The organism is Nocardioides agariphilus, assembly GCF_015352445.1.
GTDB classification, from domain to species: domain Bacteria; phylum Actinomycetota; class Actinomycetes; order Propionibacteriales; family Nocardioidaceae; genus Nocardioides; species Nocardioides agariphilus.
On sequence record NZ_JADKPO010000020.1, the window covers coordinates 48,994 to 71,893 of the forward strand.

The window sequence follows — 22,900 nt, forward strand, 5'->3', positions numbered from 1 at the left end:
GGCTGCGGTCTAGGTTGGGGAGGAAGAACCGGACTCGCGTCCCGCCCCACCGGGTGCAGCGCGGGGCCGGTTCCCGACTGCTGTGTTGAAGGAGCCCCACCCGTGCCGGATCTCTCAGCCAACTCCCTCACCGTACGCGACAACCGCACCGGTCAGGAGTACGACGTCCCGATCGCCGACGGCACCATCCGCGCTGCCGACATCGGCCAGATCCGTGTCTCCGAGAACGAGCCGGGCCTCGCGGTCTACGACCCGGGCTTCGTCAACACCGCCTCGTGCAAGAGCTCGGTGACCTACATCGACGGCGACCGGGGCATCCTCGAGTACCGCGGCTACCCGATCGAGCAGCTCGCCGAGAAGTCCTCGTTCCTCGAGGTCGCCTACCTGCTGGTGCACGGCACCTTGCCGAGCCAGGCCGAGTACGACTCCTGGGCGCACGAGATCACCTACCACACGTTCGTCCACGAGAACGTCCGCTCCTTCATGCAGGGCTTCCGCTACGACGCCCACCCGATGGGCATGCTGATGGCCTCGGTCGGTGCGCTCTCGACGTTCTATCCCGACGCACGCAACATCCACGACGCCGAGAACCGCCACATGCAGATCGTGCGGATGATCGCGAAGATGCCGACGCTGGGCGCCTGGTCGTTCCGTCACGCGCAGGGCAAGCCCTACGTCTACCCCGACAACGACCTGGGCTACACCGCCAACTTCCTCTCGATGCTGTTCAAGATGAGCGAGCAGAAGTTCCAGGCCGACGAGCGGCTGGTCAAGGCGCTGGACGTGCTGTTCATCCTCCACGCCGACCACGAGCAGAACTGCTCGACCAACGCGGTCCGCTCGGTCGGCTCCTCGCAGGTCGACCCCTACTCCGCGGTCGCCGCCGGCGTCGGCGCGCTGTTCGGTCCCTTGCACGGCGGCGCCAACGAGGCCGTGCTGCGGATGCTGCGCCGCATCGGCTCCATGGAGAACATCCCGTCCTTCATCGACGGCGTGAAGAACGGCAACGAGCGGCTGATGGGCTTCGGCCACCGCGTCTACAAGAACTACGACCCGCGCGCCACGATCATCAAGAAGGCCTGCGACGACGTGTTCGAGGTGACCGGGGTCAACCCGCTGCTCAAGATCGCCCAGGAGCTGGAGAAGATCGCGCTCGAGGACGAGTACTTCGTCAGCCGCAAGCTCTACCCCAACGTCGACTTCTACTCCGGCCTCATCTACGAGGCCTTCCAGTTCCCGCCCGAGATGTTCACCGTGCTCTTCGCCATCGGCCGCACCCCCGGCTGGCTGGCCCAGTGGCTCGAGCTGGTGCAGGACAAGGAGCAGAAGATCGCCCGCCCCAAGCAGATCTACACCGGCGACCGCAAGCTCGACTTCATCCCTGCCTCGGAGCGCTGGGCCTGACCCATCGCTGGTCGAGGAGGTTGCCCGCCAGCGCTGGTTGAGGAGGTTGCACGCCCTCGCTGGTCGAGGAGGTTGCACGCCAGCGCTGGTCGAGGAGGTTGCACGCCCTCGCTGGTCGAGGAGGTTGCACGCCCTCGCTGGTTGAGGAGGTTGCACGCCCTCGCTGGTTGAGGAGCACGCCCTCGCTGGTCGAGGAGGTTGCGCGGCCTCGCTGGTTGAGGAGGTTGCGCTGGCAACCGTCTCGAAACCATGGTGGGAGGCATGTCCTTCCCGTTCTACGACGACCCGACCACGGGCTACCCGCCCGACGTCTACCACGGCGAGACCGGCGAGGCCTCAGCCTGGATCAGGCCCGACGACTCCCCCAAGGAGATCGAGTACGCGCGCGGAGGAAGCTGCGAGTACCTCCTGACCGGGGCCCAGTCGGGCGGCAAGCTCGGCATCTACCGCTGGAGCTTCGGCGAGCACGAGAGCGGCCCCGATGCCCACTTCCACAAGTCGATCGCCGAGGCGTTCTACGTCATTGAGGGCGAGGTCAACCTGTACGACGGCCGCGGCTGGAAGCAGGCCGGTGCCGGTGACTTGCTCTACGTGCCCGAGGGTGGGATCCACGGGTTCCGCGGCGGCAACCACGCGCGGATGCTCTTGATGTTCACACCCGGCGGTCCGCGCGAGGACTACTTCGAGACGCTGGCCTCCCTGGGCAGGGGCGCGACGATGACGGCCGAGGAACGCGTCGAGTTCATGCTGCGCCACGACACGTACTGGGTGGACTGACCCGGGTCCGTGCCGGGCACAATGTGCGGGTGAGCGACCGCGCCCCTGCCTTGCCCTACCGGACGACCGAGGACCTCGAGTCGGGTCTCGACCACCTCCGCTCGGCCCCGACCGACCAGGGCACCGTGCACCTCGTCGTACGCCGTCCCGATCTCGGGGCGCGCGAGATCCTCGACGAGGGCGTGCTCGACCTGGCCGACGGCCTGGTGGGCGACAACTGGCTATCCCGCGCCACCTCGCGGGCGATCGCCGACGGGCGTCACCTCGACGCCCAGGTCAACGTGATGAGTGCGCGGATGGTGGGTCTGCTGGCCGACTCGGAGCAGGAGCAGGCCTTCGCAGGCGACCAGCTCTTCCTCGACCTCGACATCTCCGTGGCCAACCTGCCGGCCGGGTCCCGGCTGGCCTTCGGCGAGCTGGGTGCCGACGGGTCGTCGGCCGGGGCCGTCATCGAGGTGACGCTCAAGCCGCACAACGGCTGCGCGAAGTTCACGGCCCGCTACGGCGCCGACGCCATGCACTTCGTCAACAGCGAGACGGGCAAGGCGATGCGCCTGCGCGGCTTCAACGCACGCGTGGTCGAGTCCGGCCTGGTGCGACCCGGCGACGTCGTCCGCGTCGTACGTCGCGGTGGTCTGGACGACCAGACCGAACTTCCTGCGGAGGTCTCCGCCTCGGTCTAGCGTGGTGGGTGGCACCCGCTCCCCCCACCGGAGGTCACCCCCCATGCACGCACGCTTGCTCCGCGCCGGCGCGGTCGCTGTCGCGACCGGCGCTCTGGTGACCGCGGGACTGGTCGCTCCTGCTCACGCCGGCCCCGGCAACGGCCACGCCTACGGCCACCTCAAGAGCCAGTGCCGGGGGTTCCACGCCACCGGCGCCGGCACCGACAACGGCGACGGTACGACAAGCGCCACGCTCTACCAGGGCGGCCGCGAGGTGGGCTCCTCGGCAGGCGCCCTGGTCCCCGGTGTCCCGGACGCCGACGGGCTGCTGCCCTTCACCGGCACCATCGTGCTGACTACCGCCAAGAAGGGCGCGCTGGAGGTGTCGGTCCAAGGCACCTTCTCCACCGTGACCGGTGAGTTCTCCGCCAGGTCGGTCGAGGTCGACGGCCGGGGCCCGATGAGGAATGCGACCGGCAGGCTGCGGGTCTGGGGAGTCCAGGACCTCGCCACCGGCGCCTTCACCGAGACCGTGCACGCCAAGGTGTGCGTGCCCAAGAAGCATCAGAGCTAGACCTCAACACGCGCTCCACGAAGCCTGCGGGGGGCATCGGGGGCTGGGAACCCGCTGAGCGGTTCTCGAGACGACTTTTCGTCGACGCCCAGCGGGCTCTCAGGCTGGTCACAGGTGGCCACACCAACCTCGTGGTCGTGACCGAGAACCCGCACGACCCGCAGCAGCCTGAGCAGCCTCCGTACCAGCCTGGGCAGCCGCACCACACCCAGCCGCTTGCGCCGTACCAGCAGCACCCGCTGCCTCCCGTGGCCTACCAGCGCCCGCTGCCCGCCCAGCCGGTCCCCGACCGCAAGCAGCGTCGAGGCGCCTTCGCCGCATCGGTCATCGCGGCCTCGCTGCTCGTGGGCGCGGGTGCCGGCGTGGGCGGCGCCGCGGGCTGGAGCGCTCTGCAGGACGACAGCTCGTCCGCGTCCTCGAGCCCCAGCTCCGCGTCGCCCGTGGTCGACACGCCTGCGGCGCAATCCGGCAATGGGTCCGTCGAGCAGGTCGCGCAGAACCTGCTGCCCTCGGTCGTCAAGATCGACGTGTCCGGCCCCGGAGGCGCGGGTTCCGGCTCGGGCTTCATCGTCACCTCCGACGGGCAGATCGTGACCAACAACCACGTCGTCGAGCTGGCGGGCCAGTCCGGGGAGCTCCGGGTGTCGTTCAACGACGGCACCCACGCCAAGGCGACCGTCGTCGGCACCGATCCGCTCACCGACACCGCGGTCATCCAGGCCGAAGGCGTCAGCGGCCTGACGCCGGTGACGATCGGATCCTCCGACTCGCTCCAGGTCGGCCAGTCCGTCGTGGCCATCGGGTCGCCCTTCGGCCTCGACGCCACCGTCACGACCGGCATCGTCAGCGCCCTCAAGCGCCCGGTCAACGTCGGCAGCGACGGCCAGGGCAACAGCACCGTCTACCCCGCCGTCCAGACCGACGCGGCCATCAACCCCGGCAACAGCGGTGGCCCGCTGGTGGACATGAACGGTCACGTGGTGGGCATCAACGCATCTATCCAGACGTCCGGTCAGGGTCAGATGGGCGGCGAGCCCGGGTCGATCGGCCTCGGCTTCGCGATCCCGATCGACGAGGTCATGCCGGTGATCGAGCAGCTGGAGAAGGGCGAGACGCCGACCCACGCCAGGCTCGGCATCTCCGTGCAGAACGTCGTCAGCGGCTCCGGCCAGCAGAGCCCGGGAGCCATCGTCGAGGACGGCGCTCGCATCAGTGACGTCAGCAACGGGTCCGCCGCCGAGGGCGCGGGCCTGCGCAACGGCGATGTGATCACCAAGATCGACGACACGTTGATCACCGATGCCGACTCGCTGGTCGCCACCATCCGCTCCTACCGTCCCGGCGACCAGGTCACCGTGACCTACACCCGCGACGGCGACCAGAAGACCGTCACCTTGAAGCTGGACTCCGACGCCAGCACCACGAACTCCTGACCCTGCTTTCTCCCACCTTTCCAGGGGTCAGGACCGCACCGGCAGGAGCCGGCGCCACTCGACCGAGCGAGTGGTCGCCGGCTCTTGTCGTGCGGGCTACCGGACGCGCTGGACCCGGGTCTCGTCCCAGACGGGACCGTCGGACTCGTAGACCTCGCCCGACGCGCCGTACACCAAGAACCTGTCGAACCCGCGCGCGAACCAACGGTCGTGCGTCACCGCGATCACCGTCCCGTCGAAGGACTCCAAGCCCGCCTCCAGAGCCTCGGCAGACTGGACGTCGAGGTTGTCGGTCGGCTCGTCGAGCAGGAGCAGGGTCGCGCCGCTCAGCTCCAGCAGCAGGATCTGGAACCTGGCCTGCTGGCCGCCCGAGAGCGAGTCGAACCGCTGCTCGGAGGCATGGGCGAGCTCGTAGCGGTCGAGCACCCGGGCTGCGGCCTCGCGGCCCATGCCGTCGCGGTGCTCGTCGCCGCGGTGCAGGATCTCCAGGAGCGTGCGGCCGATCAGCTCGGGGTGCTCGTGGGTCTGCACGAACCAGCCGGGGCGCACGCGCGCACCGAGCTTGGCCTTGCCGGTGTGGTCCACGGGCTTGATCTCGGCACCATCACCAGGGTCGACCGGCTGGTGCTCCTTGTCGGGGTCGCTGCCGCCTCGCGCGAGGAGGCGGAGGAAGTGGGACTTGCCGGAGCCGTTGGAGCCCAGCACGGCGACCCGCTCGCCGTACCAGACCTCGAGGTCGAAGGGCCTCATCAGCCCGGTCAGCTCGAGGTTCTCGCACACCACCGCACGCTTGCCCGTGCGGCCTCCGGTCAGGCGCATCTTCACCTGCTGGTCGCGGGGCTGCTCGATCGGTGGCCCGGCCTCCTCGAACTTCCGCAGTCGCGTCTGCGCGGCCTGGTAGCGCGAGGCCATGCCGTCGTTGTAGGCCGCCTTCTGCTTGTACATCAGCACCAGCGCCTTGAGCTTGGCGTGCTCCTCGTCCCAGCGGCGGCGCATCTCCTCGAGCCTGGCGAAGCGGTCCTTGCGGGCCTCGTGATACGACGTGAACCCGCCGGGGTGGGTCCACACGAGGTTGCCCGCCGCCCCCAGCTCCACGGTGACCACGCGCGTCGCGGTGTTGTTGAGCAGCTCGCGGTCGTGGCTGATGTAGAGGATGGTCTTGTCGGACTCGCGGATGCGCTCCTCGAGCCAGATCTTGCCGGGCACGTCGAGGAAGTTGTCGGGCTCGTCGAGCAGGAGTACCTCGTCGGGGCCGGCCAGCAGGTACTCCAGCACGAGCCGCTTCTGCTCGCCGCCCGACAGGGTCTTGAGCGAGCGGTACTTCGCCCGGTCGTAGGGCACGCCCAGTCCCTTGATCGTGCACACGTCCCAGGTGACCTCGAGGTCGTAGCCGCCGGCGTCGGCGTACTCGGCGAGCGCCTCGGCGTACTTCATCTGCGTCGCCTCGTCGTCGGTCTCCATCAGCGCTCGCTCGCACCGGTCGAGCGCCGCCGACGCCGCGCGCACGCGGGCCGGCGACACCGAGAGGAGCAGGTCGGCGACGGTCGGGTCCTCGCCCAGCCCCACGCCCACCATCTGACGCATCACCCCGAGGCCGCCCGAGCGGGTGACGGCGCCGGCGTGGGGTGTCAGGTCGCCGGTGATGATCTTGAGCAGCGTGGTCTTGCCGGCGCCGTTGGCGCCGACCAGCGCGACCTTTGCTCCCTCACCCACCCGGAACGACACGTCGTCGAGCAGCACGCGGCCGTCCGGCAGCTCGTACCGGACCCCTTGGACATCGACGTGACCCACGAGAGCCGATTGTCCGCTACGCCGGGTCGGTCCGGCACCCCGATTAGCCCGGTACCCCGGTCAGTGCGCCCCGGTCAGTGCGCCCCGGTCAGTGCGTCCCGGCGAGGTTGAGGCCCACCACACCCGCGACGATCATCGCGAGGCTGAGTGCCTTGGCCCAGTTCAACGGCTCGCCGAGGAACAGCAGACCCACGACCGCCACCAGAGCCGTGCCGGCGCCCGCCCAGACGGCGTAGGCGACAGAGACCGGCATCTGCTTGACCACCAGGGTCAGCAGCCAGATCGAGAGGGCATAGCCCGCGACCACGCCCCCGGCCCACACGGGGTTGGTGAACCCGTCGGCCTTCGGTAGCACCGCCGTCGCCGCGACCTCGATCACGATCGCGACTCCCAGCAGCAGGAACGCGCCGTACATGCCTGTCATCTCCTCTTCGTGGATGTAGCAGTCGCTACATAGGATCCTACTGTAGCACTCGCTACAATCGATTTATGCCCGAGGAGTCCAGACGAGACGTGCTTCTCAGTGCGTGCACCGACCACGTGCTCGCCGAGGGGCTGATCGGGCTCAGCCTTCGCCCGTTGGCCAAGGCGGTCGGCACCAGCGACCGGATGCTCATCTACCACTTCGGCAACCGCGACGGGCTGGTCGCGGCAGTCATCGACGAGGCCACCACCCGTTCGGTCGCACACCTGGCCGGCATGAAGGCGCCCCGGAGCGTGCGGGCCGGAGTGCTCACCCTCTGGCAGGCCTACCTCGAGCCGCCGCTGCATGCCTGCAACCTGATCTACGTGCAGGCGGCCGCCAGCGGCTACCTCGGCAAGGAGCCGTTCCGCAGCTCGGTCCGCGACAGCAACGCGCGGTGGGAGGCGGCCATGCGCGACTGGTTCCTGCGCTGCGGCGCATCCCGCACCAGGGTCAACCGAATCACCCAGCTCGTCGAGTCGGGCCTGCTCGGCTTCCACGTCGACCTCGCGACCGACACCCCCGCCGAGCTGCTCCGCGGCGTCCGCGACCTCGCCGACGCCGCGCAGGTGCTCGCGGGCTAGCCACTACTGACGGAGCTTGGGGGGCATCGGCACGTCGCCTTCGACGCCACCGGACCAGCCCGGGGACAGCGTCCAGTAGATGGCGTCGGCAGTGAGCTCGTGGGCCGCGCCGTCCCAGGTGAAGCCCTGGCAGGCGTTGAGGGTCAGCGAGCCGTCGGCGTCGGCGGAGGTGATCTGCACGGTCGGTCCGGAGATCTCCATGGTGCACATGCGGTCGGGGTCGCGGGCCGGTGCCGCCTCCAACGCGGCAATCGCTTCGGTCGCGTCCTTCCCGGTCAGCACCTCACTCTGCTCGAGCCATCCGTCGATGTCGTAGCGGCACAAGCGGACCGCACCGGCCGGCACTACCGCACCGTCACCTGAATGGGGCGAGCACCCGTTGGTGTCCGAGTAGTTGATCCGCGTCACGGAGCTCAAGATGCTGTGAGTGGTGTCACGGTCCGGCGTCACGACGAAGACCAGGTTGTCGCCGGACCCCCGCTGGTATCCGATCCACGCACCCGCGGGGTAGATGTCACCCGAGGTGTACTGCCAGAGCTCACCCACGCCGAACTTGAGGTCAGCCACGGCGCCGTCGAGGAACCGCAGCCCGTACCCGTTCTGGGGCTGACAGAGGATGCCCTCCACAACGCCGCCGGGACGCTCGACAACGAACGTGCCAGACGGTTCGCTGCTCCCGATGCACCACGTCGAGAAGTGCCCGTAGCCCCAGCTGTCCGGCACCGAGACCTCGAGATCGCGCCACGACTCCGTGTGCGTCCCGTCGCTGACCTTCACCGTCCCCGCAGTCCGGTCACCGTCTCGGTTGCCGAGCAGCGCGGCGCCCCCGACCACGCCGGCGACGGCCACGACAGCAGCGACGGACGCGATCACCGTACGACGGCTGCGAGCGCGGGCGCGGCCACGGGCGGCAGGTGCCAGGTCGACGGCATCCGGAGCGTCGTCGCCGGCCGAGCGCAGGGCGGAGGTCAGGCGGTCCTCGAAGTCGTTCATCGGTTCTCCTCCTCGCCCATGGATTCGCCGAGCAGCCCGCGCATGGCGACGAGGCCGCGCGAGACCCGGGCCCGCACGCTGCCCTCGGCAACGCCGGTCAGGGCGGCGATCTCGGCGTACTCGAGCTGTTCGTAGTAGCGCAGCACCACGGCGACGCGCTGGGGTTCGGGCAGAGCCAGGCACGCACGCCAGATGCGATCGCGCTCGTCGACCCCTGGATCGGCCGAGGCTCTCGATCCGTGTGCCTCCGCGACCGGAGTCTCGCGCCGGCGGAACTTGCGCCACCACGAGGTGTGGGCGTTGACGACCATCCGTCGCACGTAGGCGTCGGGGTCGCCGACGCTGCGGATGTGCTCCCAGCGCGGCAGGGCGCGGGCCAGCGCGTCCTGGACGGCGTCCTCGGCGTCGGCGCGGTTGCCGGTCAGCACGTAGGCCAGGCGCAGCAGCCCCGGGCCGCGCGCGGCGACCCAGTCGTCGAAGTCCGACGTCTCTGCTGCCCCACCTGGTGCCAGCGACCGCTCCTCACCGTGTACGAGCGCACTCACGTCGAACAGACGCCGCTCACTCCGGTTCTGTTGCAACCTCGCTCGACTTGGCCCAGAGGTTCACCCCCGAGTTGACGGCGTGCTTGTCGATCTCGACCAGCTCGTCGTCGGTCAGCGGCGCGAAGTCGAGGGCATCGAGGTTGGTGTCGAGCTGCTCGACCGACGACGCGCCGATGACAGCCGAGGTCACGCGTGAGTCGCGAAGTGCCCACTGCAGGGCGAGCTGGGCGAGCTTCTGGCCGCGGGCCTGGGCGATCTCGTTGAGGGCGCGCACGCGGTCGAGGACGGTGGCATCGAGGCCGGCGATGGTGGAGTTCTCGCGTGCCGCCCGCGAGTCCTCGGGCACGCCGTTGAGGTAGCGGTCGGTCAACAGTCCCTGGGCCAGGGCGGTGAACACGATGCAGCCCATGCCCTCCTCCTCGAGGGTGTCGAGCAGGTGGGGCTCGATCCAGCGGTTGAGCATCGAGTACGACGGCTGGTGGATGAGCAGTGGAGTGCCCAGCCCACGGGCGATCCTGGCCGCCTCGGCGGTCCACGAGGCGTTGTAGGACGAGATGCCGGCGTACAGAGCGCGGCCGGACCGCACTGCCGTGTCGAGAGCGCCCATCGTCTCCTCGACGGGCGTCTCGGGATCGAAGCGGTGGCTGTAGAAGATGTCGACGTAGTCGAGGCCCATCCGCTTCAGCGACTGGTCGAGGGAGGCCAGGACGTACTTGCGGGAGCCGCCGCCCTGCCCGTAGGGACCCGGCCACATGTCGTAGCCGGCCTTCGTCGAGATCACCAGCTCGTCGCGGTAGGCAGCGAAGTCATCGGCCAGGTAGCGCCCGAAGTTCTCCTCGGCGCGGCCGTAGGGCGGCCCGTAGTTGTTCGCGAGGTCGAAGTGGGTGACGCCGCGGTCGAAGGCCCGCCTGAGAATCGCGCGTTGGGTCTCCTCCGGCCGGTCGGTGCCGAAGTTCTGCCACAGGCCCAGGCTCAGGAGCGGCAGCTTGAGGCCGCTGCGCCCGCAGTAGCGGTAGTGGTCGGCGTCGTAGCGGGTCTCGGCGGCCTCGAAGGTCATGGCTTCATCGTGGCAGCATCGCGATGTGGACGACCCCCGCACCGTCGCGTGGGCCCGCGTTGGCATCCGCTGGCGGGCGACGGGCGACGGCGAGTGGCCCTACCGCGCGACCGTCGGCGGCCACGACCTCGCGGTCAGGGTCAACGACTTCCCGGCCGAGCCGATGTACACGCTGTTCGTCGGCGAGGTCGCCATCACCGACCTCGAGGACTGGCCGTCGGTGTGGACGCGCCCGTAGCCCGCCCAAGGGGTCTCTGGGGCGGGTACGGCTCCGTCGCTGGTTGAGGAGGTTGCGCAGCCCTGTCGCTGGTTGAGGAGGTTGCGCAGCCCTGTCGCTGGTTGAGGAGGTTGCGCAGCCCTGTCGCTGGTTGAGGAGGTTGCGCAGCAACCGTCTCGAAACCAAGACATTGGGGCGTGCCGGTAGCCCGCAGGTCGCTGGTTGAGGAGGTTGCGCTAGCAACCTCACTGGTTACCAAGGCGTGCGGGCGTGCCGGTAGCCCGCCCGTGGTGGTTCCGGGCGGGTACGGCGGGTCGAGGGTCAGGCTGCTGGTTTCAGGCTGCTGGTGGTGGATGCCGGCGTGGGTGTCGGTGTTGGTGTCGGTCGGCGGAGACGTCGAGGGTGCCGGTGTGGTCGCGGAGGTAGTGGTAGCCATGCGGACTGGTCCACAAGTACGAGCCGGGGGTGAGGATCAGGTAGCGCCAGCGGCCATGGGTCTTCAACCGGTGATGCTTGCGGCATAGGGCCGCGATCTGGCAGGTGCAGGTGGCCCCGCCCTGGGCGTAGGCGAGGTTGTGGTCGCAGTCGGCGGCGTGCTCGCCGGGTTTGAGTCTGCGGGCGGGTTTGGTGCACCAGGGGAACACGCAGGTGTGGTCCCTGAGGGCGACGGGTTCGCTGATCCGCCCGTCGATCTCATAGGCCCCGTAGTGCACGTGCTGGGCCAGGTCGATGACGGGTCTCACGGTGATCCGTGCGTCGGGGTTGCCGCACCAGGTCCGGATGGTCTCGGCCAGGACCGGGGTGGCGGTGTTCTCCACCCGCCCCACACCCGACATACCTGTGGCGCCACCCATCGAGCTGCCGGTCAGGGCGGCGTCGGCGAGGTGGACGTAGAGCACCATCTCCCGCGGCCGCCCCTTCGGCTTGTCCGCCTTGGGCTTCGGGTGGTCGTCGTCTTGCCCGTTGTCGGCAAGGTCGAGGGTGAGGTCGCGGCGGGCGATGTTGCCGACCGCGACCGAGCGACGTTGGTCCAAGGTCAGGACCGAGCCGAGTTCGGCCTGGACCTGGGCGTCGGCGGCCACGGCGTTGTTCAGGTCGATCGCATCGGCCAGGTCGAGCTCGCCGGAGACCTGGCAGGTCCCCGCGATCCCGACAGTGCCGAAGTCGACATCGAAGCGGCGTTGGTCCCACGCCTGCTTCCGGTCGGCCTCGGCTTGGTCGGGCATGAACCGGGCGACCGCCTCACCGATCAGCCGGTCCAGCTGGGCCGGACCGATCTTGTGGGCCACCGTCGCCACATGCCGATCCACGTACTTAGCCGCCTCGGCGCTCAGCCAGATGGTCTGTTCGGCGACCCGGCGGGCCTTCCACGCCGCCAGATCCCCCGAGGTCACCCGCGCCCAGAGCTTCTTGAGGCGGTATCTGAGCTCGAGGGCGTGCCCGACGTACCGTCTCCCGGACTCTGTGGTCAGACCCACGGCGGCGGCGAACTCCGCGATGGAGAACTCCGCCACCAGCGGGGCACCGACTCCGGCGACCGGGACCGGGACGTCACCGTGGAGCCGGAACGTCTCGGCATCCTCCAGGGACTCAGCGGGGTGGATGATGGCCCACTGCACCGCCAACACCAACAGGTCGGCTTCGGCACGGTCGGCGATCGCGCGTCGTTCGCGGGCGGCTTCGAGCACAGCCGTGGCAGTCGCCGGTAGCCAGGCCGAACCGTCGTCCGGCTGCTCGTCCCGAGATCCGCTCATGGGACCTATTCGATCATCGAGCACCGACAGTCCCGGGTCGAGAACCCCTGTATTTGCTGGGGTTTCTCACATGCTGGGCCCACCAAATATCCGCCCCCCGTTGGTTGAGGAAGGCGCGCTAGCGCCTGTCTCGAAACCGCGCGAGTGGACCGCCGACGTCGCGGTCACCGGGTTTCGAGACGGTTGCTGCGCAACCTCCTCAACCAGCAGAGACCGCGCGCCCTCCTCAACCAACGACACCCACCGGGTTTCGAGACGGTTGCTAGCGCAACCTCCTCAACCAGCGGAGACCGGCGCGCCCTCCTCAACCAGCGACACCGCGCGCCCTCCTCAACCAGCGACACCGCGCGCCCTCCTCAACCAGCGGCGGGGGCGCGCCCTCCTCAACCAACGACACTTAGCGCGCCCTCCTCAACCAGCAGGCGCGCGCGACTCCAGCACCCGGAAGCCCTTGGCGGAGGCGAGGCGGGCTGTCGGGTAGCCCTGGTCGGCCAGCCAGCGCTGCAAGGTGTCGGCGCCCAAGTTCTTGCCGACCACCATCACGGCGCGGCCTCCGGGGGCCAGGCGGGCGAACCAGGTGAGCAGGAGCTCGTGGAGGGCGGTCTTGCCGATGCGGATCGGCGGGTTCGACCAGATCTCGTCGTACGTCGCCTCGGCCGGTACTGCGCCCGGGGTCATCGCCGCGTAGTGGTCGGTCAGCCCGAGGGAGGCGGCGTTCTCGTTGGCCAGCACGACGGCGCGTTCGTTGACGTCGACGGCCGTGACGACTGTCGATGGTGAGCACGCCGCGATGGCCAGCCCGATGACGCCGTAGCCGCAGCCGAGGTCGAGGATCCTTCCTGCCGTCGGCGGCTCGGTCTCGCGGAACAGCACGGCCGTACCGATGTCGAGGCGTCCGCGGGCGAACACGCCCGACCCGCTGGCCAGCTCCAGCTCACGGCCCCAGACCCGCGCACTGACACCCTCACGGGTGAAGGGTGCGGCCGGGTCGGCGCTGAAGTAGTGGTCGTCACTCATCCGTTCGGCCCCTTCTTCCGAAAGTCGGGTCTGTCGGTTGGGATCGTTGCCTATGTTGGGGAGCATGGCGCACATCCTCAACCGGACGGTCCTGACGAGATGGGATCCCGATTCGGTGTTCGACTACCTGCTCGACTTCGAGCACGCCGAGGAGTGGGACGCCGGCACCGTGAGCTGCGAGCGCCTGGGAGGTGACGGGGGCGTGGGCACCCGCTACCGCAACGTCTCGAAGTTCCTTGGGCGCGAGACCACCTTGGACTACGAGGTGGAGAAGGTCGTGCCGGGACGGCAGTTCGTGATCACGGGTGGCAACAAGACCGTCGAGAGCGAGGACACCGTCATCGTCACGCCGACCATCTCGGGCGGCACCGAGGTCGAGTACCGCGCCCGGATGACCTTCAAGGGCATTGCCGCAGTGGTCTCGCCGCTGCTCACGCCCTTTCTCAAGCGGCTGGCCGACGACACCGAGCAGCAGCTGCGCGCCACTCTCGACGCCAAGGCCGCGACCTAGGCCACCGGGCTCCTCGACCAGCGGCCACAGCTGCCGACCACGAGGGCGGGCTGCCTCATGCCTCGTCCTCCAGCGTCCGGACACGGCGAGCTGCGAGCGCCTGGCCGGCGAGCTCGTCGTCCGGCGGGTAGCCGACCTCCTCGAGCGTGAGGCCGTGCGCCGGCACCACGGTGACCGACGGGTCGCGGGTCTGGCCGGCGAGTACCTCACCCGCCCACTCAGGCGGGCGGCGGCCCTCCCCCACGGCGACCAGACAGCCGACGAGCGAGCGCACCATGTGGTGGCAGAAGGCGTCGGCGACGACGCTGCCGACCAGGAGTCCACCGGGCTCGCGCTCCCAGGTGAGGGACAGCAGCGTGCGGATCGTGGTCGCCCCCTCGCGCCGCTTGCAGAACGCCGCGAAGTCGTGGCGGCCGAGCAGCAGGGTGGCGGCCTGTTCGATCAGACCGAGATCGAGCGGCCTGCGCCACGCCAGCACGTGGCCACGCGTCAGCGGATCGACCGTCTCCGGGTGGTCGGCGATCCGATAGGCGTAGCGGCGCCAGAGTGCCGAGAAGCGGGCGTCGAAGCCGTCCGCGGCCATGGCCACGCGGCGTACGGAGATGTCGTCGGGCAGCAGCCCGTCGAGCTGGCGGCGCAGACGGTCGGGCTCGGCTGCCTCCACGTCGACGTGTGCCACCTGTCCCCTGGCATGAACGCCGGTGTCGGTGCGGCCCGCGCAGGTGACCGAGAGCGACGGCACGCGCAGCACCGTGGCCAGTGCGGCCTCGAGCTCGCCCTGCACCGTGCGCAGCCCGTCTTGGCGGGCCCAGCCGTGGAAGCCGGCGCCGTCGTAGGCGAGGTCCATCCGCAGCCGCACCGGGCCAGTCTGTCAGCCTGCGGCGCACCACCCACTTGGGATACTGGGCGGGTGCCTGAGCGAACACCCCCGTCGATCATCATCGTCAGCCACGACCACGCGGCCTTCCTGGTCGACGAGTTCGGCCGATACGCCCGCGACTACGACATCCGCCCGGCGACCTCCCCCAGCGTGGCGATGGACGTCGCCACCGAGATCGAGGCCACCGGGGGTCAGGTGGCGATGATCGTGGCGGACTCCTCGTTGTTCCCCTCCGACGTCGTCGGCGACGACAAGCACAACGTGCTGGCGGCCTTCCACACCTGGCGCCAGGTGGTGCCGACGGCCAAGCGGCTGGTCATCGCGCCCTGGGAGCGGTTCCTCGAGGACGCCAACCGGCTCCGTGCAGGACTGGCGAAGGGCAAGTACGACGCTTACCTGCTGATGCCGCGCGGCCGTCGCGACGAGGAGTTCCACACGGCGGTCTGCGAACTGCTGTCCGACTGGGGCTCCACGGTGGCCCAGCCCGAGATCGAGACGGTGCGCCTCGTCGCGCCCGAGCAGGACGCGCTCACCTTGTCCATCCGCGACTTCCTCGACCGGATGGGCATGCCGCACCGCGTCTACTCCCCCGACACCGAGATCGGGGCGGGCATCGTGTCGCGCTACGACGGCAGCGAGACCCGGTGGCCGCTCGTCGAGTCGCCGTACCACGACGTCTGGGCTCCACGCAGCGTGCGCGAGGTGGCCGGTGCGATCTACGGCCGTCCCGACGGCATCGACTTGGACACGGTGGTCGACCTCTGCATCGTGGGGGCCGGGCCGGCGGGCCTGGCGGCGGCGGTGTACGGCGCCTCCGAGGGGCTCACGACCGTCGTCGTCGAGGCCGAGGCGGTCGGCGGCCAGGCCGGTACGTCCTCGATGATCCGCAACTACCTGGGCTTCCCCCGCGGCATCTCCGGGATGCGACTGGCCCAGCGCGCCCGCAACCAGGCGATCCGCTTCGGCACCCGGTTCTTCACCGGCTGGGAGGTCGAGGGGATCGCGGTCGACGACGCCAGCCACATCGTGCGCACCGACGGCGGCGACGTGCGCGCCAGGTCGGTGGTGATCGCCAGCGGCGTCGCCTACCGCAAGCTGCGCGCTCCGGGCATCGACGACCTCACCGGACGCGGCGTCTACTACGGCAGCGCGATGACCGCGGCCCGCGAGATGGAGGGGTACGACGTCGTGGTCGTCGGCGGCGGCAACTCCGCGGGCCAGGCGGCGATCCACCTGGCCAGGTTCGCCAAGTCCGTGACGATCATGGTGCGGCGACACGGGCTCGGCGAGACCATGTCGCAGTACCTCATCAACGAGATCGAGTGGAACCCGCGCGTCGAGGTCGCCGCGCGCTGCGAGGTGTGCGCTGTCGGCGGTGACGGTCGGCTGGAGTGGATCGACGTCAAGGACTGCGACACCGACGAGGTCGTGCGCCGCAACGCCGAGGGACTCTTCCTCCTGCTCGGCGCCGAGCCGCAGTGCGACTGGATCCCTGGCGACGTCGCGCGTGACGGCCGCGGGTTCGTGCTCACCGGTCGCGACGTGCCCAAGACGATGTGGGCCGACGGCCTCCCACCCGAGAGCCTGGCGACCTCGATGCCAGGGGTGTTCGCGGTCGGCGACGTGCGGGCCGGCTCGATGAAGCGGGTCGCCGCCGCGTCGGGCGAGGGCTCCTCGGTCGTACCCCTGGTGCACGCGTACCTGGGGTCGCAGTAGCCGGGCGCCTGCGTCAGGAGGCGAAGACGGTCTCGCGCAGCATCCGCGAGACGAACGCGGCGTAGGCCTCGGGCGAGTCAGCCACATGTCGGCAGACGAGCCGTTGATGCCCACCATCGCGGATCCGACGACGCCAACTCGACGGCAGCGAGCAGCAGAGCGGACTTGGCCACGTCACCCAGGGCACCATCGCCAACCGGGACTACCGCCAGATCATCGCCCCGGCGCTCGAAGGCCTGGCGCACGAAGACGTTCTCGTCGTGGTGTCCACCGGTGGACGTGCCGTAGACACGCTTCCGACCCTGCCGGCCAACGCGCGGGCAGCCGAGTACCTGCCCTACGACGAGCTCCTGCCCAGGACCGACGTCTTCGTCACCAACGGCGGCTACGGAGGCGTTCAGTACGCCTTGCGCTACGGCGTGCCCATCGTCACCAGCAGCGGCAAGGAGGACAAGCCGGAGGTTGCCGCGCGCGTGAAGTGGTCCGGTGTCGGCCTGCGGCTCAACACCGAGACACCCTCGGCCGACGCCGTCCGCCAGGCAGTGCGGCGGGTGCTCGACCAGGCCCGCTACCGCACTGCGGCGCAAGCGGTGGCGTCCAGCATGGCGCGCTCCGGTGGGATGGAGCAGCTCGCCGGCATCATCGACCGTCTCAGCTCCCAGAAGCCGTCGCCCGAGTCCCGGCAGTAGGTGCGGTAGACCCGAGCGCTCAGAGCTCCGAGCGGTACGGCGGGTCGGCGCCGGGCCGCGAGACCGTGACGGCGGCCGCACGCGTGGCGAAGTCGAGGACCCCGGCGACCTGTTCGTGCGACATGCCGCGCAGGGCGTCGACCCCGCCACCCAGCAGTCCGAGCGAGCCGAGCTCGTCGATCATCGCCGCACCGAAGGTGTCGCCGGCACCGATCGTGTCGGCCACGCTCACCGCGACGCCCGCCGCCGCCACGGCCAGCCCCTCGGCGTACCAGGCCGCACCGTCTGCCCCGCGGGTGACGACGACAGCAGCGGGGCCGAGGGCGAGCAGCCGCTCACAGGCGGCGGCCTCGGACTCACCCGGGTAGAGCGCCTCGAGGTCCTCGTCGGAGGCCTTGACGATGTCACTGAGCCGCACGGTCTCCTCGACCGTCTTGGCGATCGCGGGACCTACGCCAGTGACCGTGGGCCGCATGTTGATGTCGTAGGACGTGGTGGTGGAGCTGCGCAGGCGGGCCATCAGGGCGCGGACGTCCTCGCAGCCGGGAGTCACGACCGCTCCGAGTGAGCACGCGTGCAGCGCCAACGGCGGCTCGGTGATCTCGACGGCACCGATCCGCCAGTCGATGTCGAAGGTGTAGCGGGCCGAGCCATCCTCCTGCAGGGTCGCGAGGGCCGAGGACGTGCGTGGGATGACGTGCGGGTCGGTCGCCAGCGTCACGCCGGACGCGGCCAGGTGATCGGCGATCAGCCGGCCGTGGTCGTCGGCGGCGTAGCTGGTCACGAACCCCGTGTCGCGGCCCAGGCGCGAGAGCGCGACCGCGACGTTGGCGGCGCTGCCGCCGGGAAAGGTCTCGGTCGAGCCGTCCTGACGTCGCACGATGTCGACGAGCGACTCCCCGACCACCAGCACTCCTGCTCCCATGACCACGTGTCTAGCGGATGGCGTGGGTAGGGGCCAGCGGTGTCTCGTCGGCGGCCCGATCACTGGCACGATGTGCGCGTGACGCAGGCCCCCCGGCACCCCGGCTCGCACGCGCGACGTCCGCCTCCCGAGAGCGAGCCCGCGCTCCCCGTCTCGGTCATCTTGGTGGCCGGCCTGGCCCTGGTGCAGGTGGTGATGTCGGCGTCGATGGACTCGGTCGCCACCAGCGTGATCAACCTCGTCGAACCACTGTTCGGCGTGGAGCCCGCACGGCTGGCCGCCACGATGACGCCGTGGCTCCCGCTGGCGGTGGTGTTGTTCGTCTGGACGCGCGAGCAGCGGTTGGGCCTGCTCGCCTGCGCGGTCGCGCTGGCGTTCGCGACGCTGTCCTACCTGCGCGGGGTCATCGCCGAGCAGCTGCTCGAGTCGGGCAGCCAGGACACCGCCTTGGGCTTCATCGACTGGACCAACTGGCTGCTCACCGCCCTGATGCCCGTCGGCGTGGCGCTGGCGTGGGGGATCGCCCGCCGTCAGGGCACCCGTTGGTGGCCGGGTCTGGTGGTGGCTGCGGCGCTGGCCGTGCTCGCCCGGTGGCTCGACATCGACCCGCTGCGCGACGGCGACCAGCAGCTACGTGCGGCCCTGGCCGCCGTGATCTACCAGGTGGTGCCGGCCGTCGCAGGTGGCCTGGCGTGCTGGTGGCTCGACGTACGAGGACGCTCGAGGTGAAGCTGGATCGGATCGACCACACCTCGGCGGAGCCGCCGTTCGAGCAGGTACGCCGCCAGATCGCGACCCAGGTCGGCTCAGGGCAGCTGCCAGCCGGCACCCGGCTGCCGACGGTCCGTGCGCTCGCCTCCGAGATCGGGCTCGCGGTCAACACCGTGGCTCGCGTCTACCGCGAGCTCGAGGCCGATGGCGTCGTGGTGACCGAGGGGAGGCGGGGCACCTTCGTGAGCCCGAGCCGGGCAGTCCCCGACAGTGAGGTGGAGTCGGCGGTCCAGGCCTACGTCGAGGCCGCGCGGCGAGCCGGCCTCGGCGTCACCGAGGCGCAGCTGCTCGTCGAACGACGATGGGCCCGCCACCCCTGAGGGGTGACGGGCCCATGCGGCTCGGATGGCTCGTGCGGCCGGTCAGCCGGCCTTGACGAAGCCGGCGTTCTCGGCGGCCTCTTCGGTGGTGAACCAGACCTCGGCGATGGTCTGGTCGTACCACTGCGACTCGGGCGTGTGGTACTTGCCGGAGTCCTTGTTGCCCTTGATGGTGAACGCCTCGGACGGCGCGGCGCCGTCCTCGAGCGCCAGGGCCACGTCGTCACCGAACTCGAGGTCGGCGAACTTGGCGGTGAGAGCCTCCTCGGCGGCCTCGTCAGCAGCCTCCTGCGCAGGAGTCTCCTCGCCGAGGTTGGCGGCCTCGTCGGTCGTCTCGTCCTCGGCGATCTCCTCGTTGGTGATCTCCTCGGCGGGCTTCTCCTCTGCCTTCGGCTGCTCGGCAGGCTTGTCCGCGGCCTTCGTCGCAGTGGCCTTCTTGGCCGCCGGCTGGTAGGCCTCCTGCACCAGCTCGATCACGGCCATCGGAGCGTTGTCGCCCTTGCGGTTGCCGATCTTGGTGATGCGGGTGTAGCCGCCGGGACGCTCGGCCATCTTGGGCGCGATCTCGGTGAACAGCACGTGCACGACCGACTTGTCGCGGATGGTCTTGAGGACCTCACGACGGTTGTGCAGGTCGCCGCGCTTGGCCTTGGTGATCAGCTTCTCCGCGACCGGACGCAGCGTGCGCGCCCGGGTCTCGGTGGTCGTGATCTTGCCGTGCTCGAACAGCTGCGTGGCCAGGTTGGACAGCAGGTGGCGCTGGTGAGAGGCGCTGCCACCGAGGCGGGGGCCCTTCTTGGGAGTAGGCATCTTCGTGTCACTCGTTTCTCCCGGGCCGTGTCAGGTACCCGGGTAGAGGGTGCTGGTGATGGGTTCGAACCTCGGGCTCGAGCCCCTCGGGGATCAGTACTGCTCGTCCTCGACGAACGCGTCGTCGTCGTCATCGCCGTAGGCCGCCAGGGCAGCGTGCGGGTCGAAGCCGGGCGCGCTGTCCTTGAGGGACAGGCCCATCTCGACCAGCTTGGCCTTGACCTCGTCGATCGACTTGGCGCCGAAGTTGCGGATGTCGAGCAGGTCCTGCTCCGAGCGGGAGATGAGCTCACCCACGGTGTGGATGCCCTCGCGCTTGAGGCAGTTGTAGGAGCGGACCGTCAGCTGCAGGTCCTCGACCGGGAGGGCGAGGTCGGCGGCCAGCTGCTCGTCGACCGGCGAAGGTCCGATGTCGATCCCCTCGGCCTCGACATTGAGCTCACGGGCCAGACCGAACAGCTCGACCAGCGTCTTGCCCGCCGAGGCGATCGCGTCGCGGGGACGGATCGAGGGCTTGGTCTCGACGTCGATGACGAGCTTGTCGAAGTCGGTGCGCTGCTCGACACGGGTCGCCTCGACCTTGTAGGTCACCTTCAGCACGGGGCTGTAGATCGAGTCGACGGGCATCCGGCCGATCTCGTTGTCGGCGCCCTTGTTCTGGACGGCCGAGACGTAGCCGCGGCCGCGCTCGACCACCAGCTCCATCTCGAGCTTGCCCTTGTCGGACAGGGTCGCGATCTTCAGGTCGGGGTTGTGCACCTCGACACCGGCCGGCGGCGCGATGTCGGCCGCGGTGACCTCACCGGGGCCGGACTTGCGCAGGTACATCGTGACGGGCTCGTCGTGCTCGGAGGAGACGACCAGGCCCTTGAGGTTGAGGATGACCTCGGTGACGTCCTCCTTGACCCCCTCGATGGTGGAGAACTCGTGGAGGACGGTGTCGACCTTGATGCTGGTGACCGAGGCACCGGGGATCGACGAGAGGAGGGTGCGACGAAGTGAGTTGCCGAGCGTGTAGCCGAAGCCGGGCTCGAGCGGCTCGATGACGAAGCGCGAACGGAACTCGTCGACCGACTCTTCCGACAGGGTGGGGCGCTGTGCGATGAGCACTTGTTCTTTCCTTTCCGGGTCCGACCGCTATTTGAAGGGCCCGAACTGTGGTGACGGCTGAGAATAGGAAGGCTGGGTGTGTCCCGGGGGACTACTTCTTGGAGTAGTACTCGACGATCAGCTGCTCTTGGACCGGGATGTCGATCTGGGCCCGGACGGGCAGCTGGTGCACCAGGATCCGCATCCGCGACGGGATCGCCTCGAGCCACGCCGGCACGACGCGCTCGCCGTGGGTCTCGCGCGCCACGATGAACGGCGTCGTCTCGAGCGACTTCTCCTTGACGTCGATGACGTCGTGGGCGGTCACCTGGAACGAGGGGATGTTCACCTTGTGGCCGTTGACCTTGAAGTGGCCGTGGACGACCAGCTGGCGGGCGTGGCGGCGGGTGCGGGCGAAGCCGGCGCGGTAGACGACGTTGTCGAGACGGCACTCGAGCAGCTGCAGCAGGTTGTCGCCGGTCTTGCCCTGACGACGCGAGGCCTCGGTGTAGTAGTTGTGGAACTGCTTCTCGAGGATGCCGTAGGTGAAGCGAGCCTTCTGCTTCTCACGAAGCTGCAGGAGGTACTCGCTCTCCTTGATGCGGCCGCGGCCGTGCTGGCCGGGCGGGTAGGGGCGGCGCTCGTAGGCAGAGTCGCCACCCACCAGGTCCACGCCGAGGCGGCGGGACTTCTTGGTCATGGGGCCGGTGTAACGGGCCATGGGTCAGTTCTCCTTCGGAAGTCTCAGGCTCGGGTGGTCACACGCGGCGGCGCTTGGGCGGCCGGCAACCGTTGTGCGGGGTCGGGGTCACGTCCTGGATGGTGCCGACCTCGAGGCCGATCGCACCCAGGGACCTGATCGCGGTCTCGCGGCCCGAGCCCGGGCCCTTGACGAAGACGTCGATCTTCTTCATGCCGTGGTCCATCGCCCGTCTGCCAGCGGCCTCGGCGGCCATCTGCGCGGCGAACGGCGTGGACTTGCGCGAGCCCTTGAAGCCGACGGTGCCGGCAGAGGCCCACGAGATCACCGCACCCGAGGGGTCGGTGATGGTGACGATGGTGTTGTTGAACGTGCTCTTGATGTGGGCCTCGCCCACGGCGACGTTCTTCTTCTCCTTGCGGCGCACCTTCTTGGCGCCTTGGCGACTCTTGGGAGGCATGCGGTGTCTTCTCTCCTACGACGTTCTACGGAATCGGTGTGACGCTGTGTCGTGACGAGCGTCGATCGCTGGGCCGACTACTTGGCCTTCTTCTTGCCGGCGACGGTGCGCTTGGGGCCCTTGCGGGTGCGCGCGTTGGTCTTGGTGCGCTGGCCGCGGACCGGGAGGCCCTGACGGTGACGGCGACCCTGGTAGCTGCCGATCTCGATCTTGCGACGGATGTCGGCTTGGACCTCGCGACGGAGGTCACCCTCGATCTTGAAGTTGGACTCGATCTCGTCGCGGAGCCTGACCAGCTCCTCGTCGCCGAGCTGGTGGACACGGAGGTCCGGGCTGACGCCGGTGGCCTTCAGTACCTGCTGGGCGCGGGTACGGCCGATGCCGTAGATGTAGGTGAGTGCGACCTCGATGCGCTTGTCGCGCGGAAGGTCCACACCAACGAGGCGTGCCATGTGGTGGCCTTTCGGATACTGCGGTGGTGTCGGTCGTGATGCGTCGTCGTCCGCCTCGGACGACGCTCCGGCCACTGCTCCGGAGGTGGTTCGCTGGTGTTCGTCGGTGGAGCTTGTCGAGACCAGCTAGCGATCACGTTGTGTGGTGTTCAGTTGTCGAGGGCTGAACTCAGCCCTGGCGCTGCTTGTGGCGAGGGTTCTCGCAGATCACCATGACGCGGCCGTGGCGACGGATCACCTTGCACTTGTCACAGATCTTCTTGACGCTCGGGTTGACCTTCACGGGTGGAGGTCCTCTCAGGC

Annotated in this window: 28 protein-coding genes; 12 read left to right on the top strand and 16 right to left on the bottom strand. The window is 69.4% G+C overall.

Features of this window, described 5'->3' with window-relative positions; all coding sequences use genetic code 11:
* Nucleotides 1-102: 102 nt before the first annotated feature.
* The 5 genes from ISU10_RS15005 to ISU10_RS15025 all read left to right on the top strand — a co-directional run bounded on the left by ISU10_RS15005 (nucleotide 103) and on the right by ISU10_RS15025 (nucleotide 4,853).
* Entirely contained in the window at nucleotides 103-1,404 is a 1,302-nt protein-coding gene (locus ISU10_RS15005; RefSeq protein ID WP_194697222.1) for a citrate synthase, read from the top strand.
* A gap of 261 nt (nucleotides 1,405-1,665) precedes the next feature.
* Nucleotides 1,666-2,181 (top strand): cupin domain-containing protein, encoded by a 516-nt coding sequence (locus tag ISU10_RS15010; protein WP_194697223.1) that lies wholly within the window; start codon nucleotides 1,666-1,668, stop codon nucleotides 2,179-2,181.
* A 29-nt stretch (nucleotides 2,182-2,210) separates the two neighbouring features.
* Nucleotides 2,211-2,864, top strand: a complete 654-nt coding sequence (locus ISU10_RS15015; RefSeq protein WP_228500975.1) for an MOSC domain-containing protein — start codon at nucleotides 2,211-2,213, stop codon at nucleotides 2,862-2,864.
* Between the two features lie 43 nt (nucleotides 2,865-2,907).
* Entirely contained in the window at nucleotides 2,908-3,420 is a 513-nt protein-coding gene (locus ISU10_RS15020; protein WP_194697224.1) for a hypothetical protein, read from the top strand.
* A 137-nt stretch (nucleotides 3,421-3,557) separates the two neighbouring features.
* Nucleotides 3,558-4,853 (top strand): S1C family serine protease, encoded by a 1,296-nt coding sequence (locus ISU10_RS15025; RefSeq protein WP_370865434.1) that lies wholly within the window; start codon nucleotides 3,558-3,560, stop codon nucleotides 4,851-4,853.
* A gap of 96 nt (nucleotides 4,854-4,949) precedes the next feature.
* On the opposite strand, the gene ISU10_RS15030 is transcribed toward ISU10_RS15025, so the two are convergent.
* Together ISU10_RS15030 and ISU10_RS15035 are read right to left on the bottom strand one after the other, a co-directional pair.
* Nucleotides 4,950-6,644 carry an ABC-F family ATP-binding cassette domain-containing protein gene (locus ISU10_RS15030; RefSeq protein WP_194697225.1) on the bottom strand — a complete coding sequence of 565 codons (1,695 nt, stop codon included), beginning with the start codon at nucleotides 6,642-6,644 and terminating at the stop codon, nucleotides 4,950-4,952.
* A gap of 88 nt (nucleotides 6,645-6,732) precedes the next feature.
* Nucleotides 6,733-7,068: a DMT family transporter gene (locus ISU10_RS15035; protein ID WP_228500977.1), complete on the bottom strand. Its 336-nt coding sequence runs from the start codon at nucleotides 7,066-7,068 to the stop codon at nucleotides 6,733-6,735.
* 65 nt (nucleotides 7,069-7,133) lie between these two features.
* Here ISU10_RS15035 and ISU10_RS15040 point away from each other — a divergent pair, with 65 nt between their 5' ends.
* Nucleotides 7,134-7,691: a TetR/AcrR family transcriptional regulator gene (locus tag ISU10_RS15040; RefSeq protein ID WP_194697226.1), complete on the top strand. Its 558-nt coding sequence runs from the start codon at nucleotides 7,134-7,136 to the stop codon at nucleotides 7,689-7,691.
* 3 nt (nucleotides 7,692-7,694) lie between these two features.
* Here ISU10_RS15040 and ISU10_RS15045 read toward each other — a convergent pair whose 3' ends face one another.
* From ISU10_RS15045 to mgrA, 3 genes are read right to left on the bottom strand one after another with little or no spacing between them, the layout of a single operon-like run.
* On the bottom strand, nucleotides 7,695-8,684 hold the full coding sequence (locus ISU10_RS15045; protein WP_194697227.1) for a hypothetical protein: 990 nt from the start codon (nucleotides 8,682-8,684) through the stop codon (nucleotides 7,695-7,697).
* A complete protein-coding gene (locus tag ISU10_RS15050) occupies nucleotides 8,681-9,229 on the bottom strand; it encodes a SigE family RNA polymerase sigma factor (protein WP_370865438.1) in 549 nt (182 codons plus the stop codon). The genes ISU10_RS15045 and ISU10_RS15050 overlap by 4 nt, the downstream gene beginning before the upstream one ends.
* A gap of 16 nt (nucleotides 9,230-9,245) precedes the next feature.
* A complete protein-coding gene (mgrA, locus tag ISU10_RS15055; RefSeq protein WP_194697228.1) occupies nucleotides 9,246-10,286 on the bottom strand; it encodes an L-glyceraldehyde 3-phosphate reductase in 1,041 nt (346 codons plus the stop codon).
* Between the two features lie 25 nt (nucleotides 10,287-10,311).
* Here mgrA and ISU10_RS15060 point away from each other — a divergent pair, with 25 nt between their 5' ends.
* Nucleotides 10,312-10,524 carry a hypothetical protein gene (locus ISU10_RS15060; protein WP_194697259.1) on the top strand — a complete coding sequence of 71 codons (213 nt, stop codon included), beginning with the start codon at nucleotides 10,312-10,314 and terminating at the stop codon, nucleotides 10,522-10,524.
* A gap of 314 nt (nucleotides 10,525-10,838) precedes the next feature.
* On the opposite strand, the gene ISU10_RS15065 is transcribed toward ISU10_RS15060, so the two are convergent.
* The gene (locus tag ISU10_RS15065) at nucleotides 10,839-12,257 is read right to left on the bottom strand and encodes a 13E12 repeat family protein (protein WP_194697229.1); all 1,419 of its coding nucleotides are present in this window, start codon (nucleotides 12,255-12,257) and stop codon (nucleotides 10,839-10,841) included.
* A gap of 411 nt (nucleotides 12,258-12,668) precedes the next feature.
* Nucleotides 12,669-13,274, bottom strand: a complete 606-nt coding sequence (locus tag ISU10_RS15070; RefSeq protein ID WP_194697230.1) for a class I SAM-dependent methyltransferase — start codon at nucleotides 13,272-13,274, stop codon at nucleotides 12,669-12,671.
* A 64-nt stretch (nucleotides 13,275-13,338) separates the two neighbouring features.
* On the opposite strand from ISU10_RS15070, the gene ISU10_RS15075 reads away from it, so the two are divergent.
* Entirely contained in the window at nucleotides 13,339-13,785 is a 447-nt protein-coding gene (locus ISU10_RS15075; protein WP_194697231.1) for an SRPBCC family protein, read from the top strand.
* Between the two features lie 55 nt (nucleotides 13,786-13,840).
* Here the strand turns inward: ISU10_RS15075 and truA are convergent, their stop codons facing one another.
* Nucleotides 13,841-14,644 carry a tRNA pseudouridine(38-40) synthase TruA gene (gene truA, locus ISU10_RS15080; protein ID WP_370865440.1) on the bottom strand — a complete coding sequence of 268 codons (804 nt, stop codon included), beginning with the start codon at nucleotides 14,642-14,644 and terminating at the stop codon, nucleotides 13,841-13,843.
* A 51-nt stretch (nucleotides 14,645-14,695) separates the two neighbouring features.
* Between truA and ISU10_RS15085 the strand changes: the two genes are divergently transcribed.
* On the top strand, nucleotides 14,696-16,381 hold the full coding sequence (locus ISU10_RS15085; protein WP_194697232.1) for an NAD(P)/FAD-dependent oxidoreductase: 1,686 nt from the start codon (nucleotides 14,696-14,698) through the stop codon (nucleotides 16,379-16,381).
* Nucleotides 16,382-16,394: 13 nt separating this feature from the next.
* On the opposite strand, the gene ISU10_RS15090 is transcribed toward ISU10_RS15085, so the two are convergent.
* On the bottom strand, nucleotides 16,395-16,559 hold the full coding sequence (locus ISU10_RS15090) for a hypothetical protein (RefSeq protein WP_194697233.1): 165 nt from the start codon (nucleotides 16,557-16,559) through the stop codon (nucleotides 16,395-16,397).
* A gap of 58 nt (nucleotides 16,560-16,617) precedes the next feature.
* On the opposite strand from ISU10_RS15090, the gene ISU10_RS15095 reads away from it, so the two are divergent.
* A complete protein-coding gene (locus tag ISU10_RS15095; RefSeq protein ID WP_370865448.1) occupies nucleotides 16,618-17,070 on the top strand; it encodes a glycosyltransferase in 453 nt (150 codons plus the stop codon).
* A 19-nt stretch (nucleotides 17,071-17,089) separates the two neighbouring features.
* On the opposite strand, the gene ISU10_RS15100 is transcribed toward ISU10_RS15095, so the two are convergent.
* Entirely contained in the window at nucleotides 17,090-17,995 is a 906-nt protein-coding gene (locus ISU10_RS15100; RefSeq protein ID WP_228500979.1) for a PfkB family carbohydrate kinase, read from the bottom strand.
* Nucleotides 17,996-18,073: 78 nt separating this feature from the next.
* Here ISU10_RS15100 and ISU10_RS23185 point away from each other — a divergent pair, with 78 nt between their 5' ends.
* The gene (locus ISU10_RS23185; RefSeq protein WP_228500981.1) at nucleotides 18,074-18,724 is read left to right on the top strand and encodes a hypothetical protein; all 651 of its coding nucleotides are present in this window, start codon (nucleotides 18,074-18,076) and stop codon (nucleotides 18,722-18,724) included.
* Nucleotides 18,721-19,086, top strand: a complete 366-nt coding sequence (locus ISU10_RS23190) for a GntR family transcriptional regulator (protein ID WP_370865443.1) — start codon at nucleotides 18,721-18,723, stop codon at nucleotides 19,084-19,086. The genes ISU10_RS23185 and ISU10_RS23190 overlap by 4 nt, the downstream gene beginning before the upstream one ends.
* A 42-nt stretch (nucleotides 19,087-19,128) precedes the next feature.
* Here the strand turns inward: ISU10_RS23190 and rplQ are convergent, their stop codons facing one another.
* The 6 genes from rplQ to rpmJ form a co-directional block, all read right to left on the bottom strand.
* Entirely contained in the window at nucleotides 19,129-19,896 is a 768-nt protein-coding gene (gene rplQ / locus ISU10_RS24165; protein ID WP_194697234.1) for a 50S ribosomal protein L17, sunset domain variant, read from the bottom strand.
* A 93-nt stretch (nucleotides 19,897-19,989) separates the two neighbouring features.
* Nucleotides 19,990-21,006, bottom strand: coding sequence for a DNA-directed RNA polymerase subunit alpha (locus ISU10_RS15115; RefSeq protein WP_194697235.1), 1,017 nt, complete (start codon nucleotides 21,004-21,006; stop codon nucleotides 19,990-19,992).
* A gap of 91 nt (nucleotides 21,007-21,097) precedes the next feature.
* Nucleotides 21,098-21,706: a 30S ribosomal protein S4 gene (gene rpsD / locus ISU10_RS15120; protein ID WP_194697236.1), complete on the bottom strand. Its 609-nt coding sequence runs from the start codon at nucleotides 21,704-21,706 to the stop codon at nucleotides 21,098-21,100.
* 37 nt (nucleotides 21,707-21,743) lie between these two features.
* A complete protein-coding gene (gene rpsK / locus ISU10_RS15125; RefSeq protein ID WP_194697237.1) occupies nucleotides 21,744-22,145 on the bottom strand; it encodes a 30S ribosomal protein S11 in 402 nt (133 codons plus the stop codon).
* A gap of 77 nt (nucleotides 22,146-22,222) precedes the next feature.
* The gene (gene rpsM, locus ISU10_RS15130) at nucleotides 22,223-22,597 is read right to left on the bottom strand and encodes a 30S ribosomal protein S13 (RefSeq protein ID WP_194697238.1); all 375 of its coding nucleotides are present in this window, start codon (nucleotides 22,595-22,597) and stop codon (nucleotides 22,223-22,225) included.
* Nucleotides 22,598-22,766: 169 nt separating this feature from the next.
* A complete protein-coding gene (gene rpmJ, locus ISU10_RS15135) occupies nucleotides 22,767-22,880 on the bottom strand; it encodes a 50S ribosomal protein L36 (RefSeq protein WP_008361054.1) in 114 nt (37 codons plus the stop codon).
* Nucleotides 22,881-22,900 lie beyond the last annotated feature (20 nt).

Excerpts from the sequence above, each read along its gene's own strand:
- ISU10_RS15010 (WP_194697223.1), top strand. The coding sequence starts at position 1,666 with ATGTCCTTCCCGTTCTACGACGACCCGACCACGGGCTACCCGCCCGAC.
- ISU10_RS15020 (WP_194697224.1), top strand. The coding sequence starts at position 2,908 with ATGCACGCACGCTTGCTCCGCGCCGGCGCGGTCGCTGTCGCGACCGGC.
- ISU10_RS15035 (WP_228500977.1), bottom strand. The coding sequence starts at position 7,068 with ATGACAGGCATGTACGGCGCGTTCCTGCTGCTGGGAGTCGCGATCGTG.
- ISU10_RS15040 (WP_194697226.1), top strand. The coding sequence starts at position 7,134 with ATGCCCGAGGAGTCCAGACGAGACGTGCTTCTCAGTGCGTGCACCGAC.
- ISU10_RS15045 (WP_194697227.1), bottom strand. The coding sequence starts at position 8,684 with ATGAACGACTTCGAGGACCGCCTGACCTCCGCCCTGCGCTCGGCCGGC.
- mgrA (WP_194697228.1), bottom strand. The coding sequence starts at position 10,286 with ATGACCTTCGAGGCCGCCGAGACCCGCTACGACGCCGACCACTACCGC.
- ISU10_RS15065 (WP_194697229.1), bottom strand. The coding sequence starts at position 12,257 with ATGAGCGGATCTCGGGACGAGCAGCCGGACGACGGTTCGGCCTGGCTA.
- ISU10_RS15070 (WP_194697230.1), bottom strand. The coding sequence starts at position 13,274 with ATGAGTGACGACCACTACTTCAGCGCCGACCCGGCCGCACCCTTCACC.
- ISU10_RS15075 (WP_194697231.1), top strand. The coding sequence starts at position 13,339 with ATGGCGCACATCCTCAACCGGACGGTCCTGACGAGATGGGATCCCGAT.
- ISU10_RS15100 (WP_228500979.1), bottom strand. The coding sequence starts at position 17,995 with ATGGGAGCAGGAGTGCTGGTGGTCGGGGAGTCGCTCGTCGACATCGTG.
- rplQ (WP_194697234.1), bottom strand. The coding sequence starts at position 19,896 with ATGCCTACTCCCAAGAAGGGCCCCCGCCTCGGTGGCAGCGCCTCTCAC.
- rpsD (WP_194697236.1), bottom strand. The coding sequence starts at position 21,706 with ATGGCCCGTTACACCGGCCCCATGACCAAGAAGTCCCGCCGCCTCGGC.
- rpsK (WP_194697237.1), bottom strand. The coding sequence starts at position 22,145 with ATGCCTCCCAAGAGTCGCCAAGGCGCCAAGAAGGTGCGCCGCAAGGAG.
- rpsM (WP_194697238.1), bottom strand. The coding sequence starts at position 22,597 with ATGGCACGCCTCGTTGGTGTGGACCTTCCGCGCGACAAGCGCATCGAG.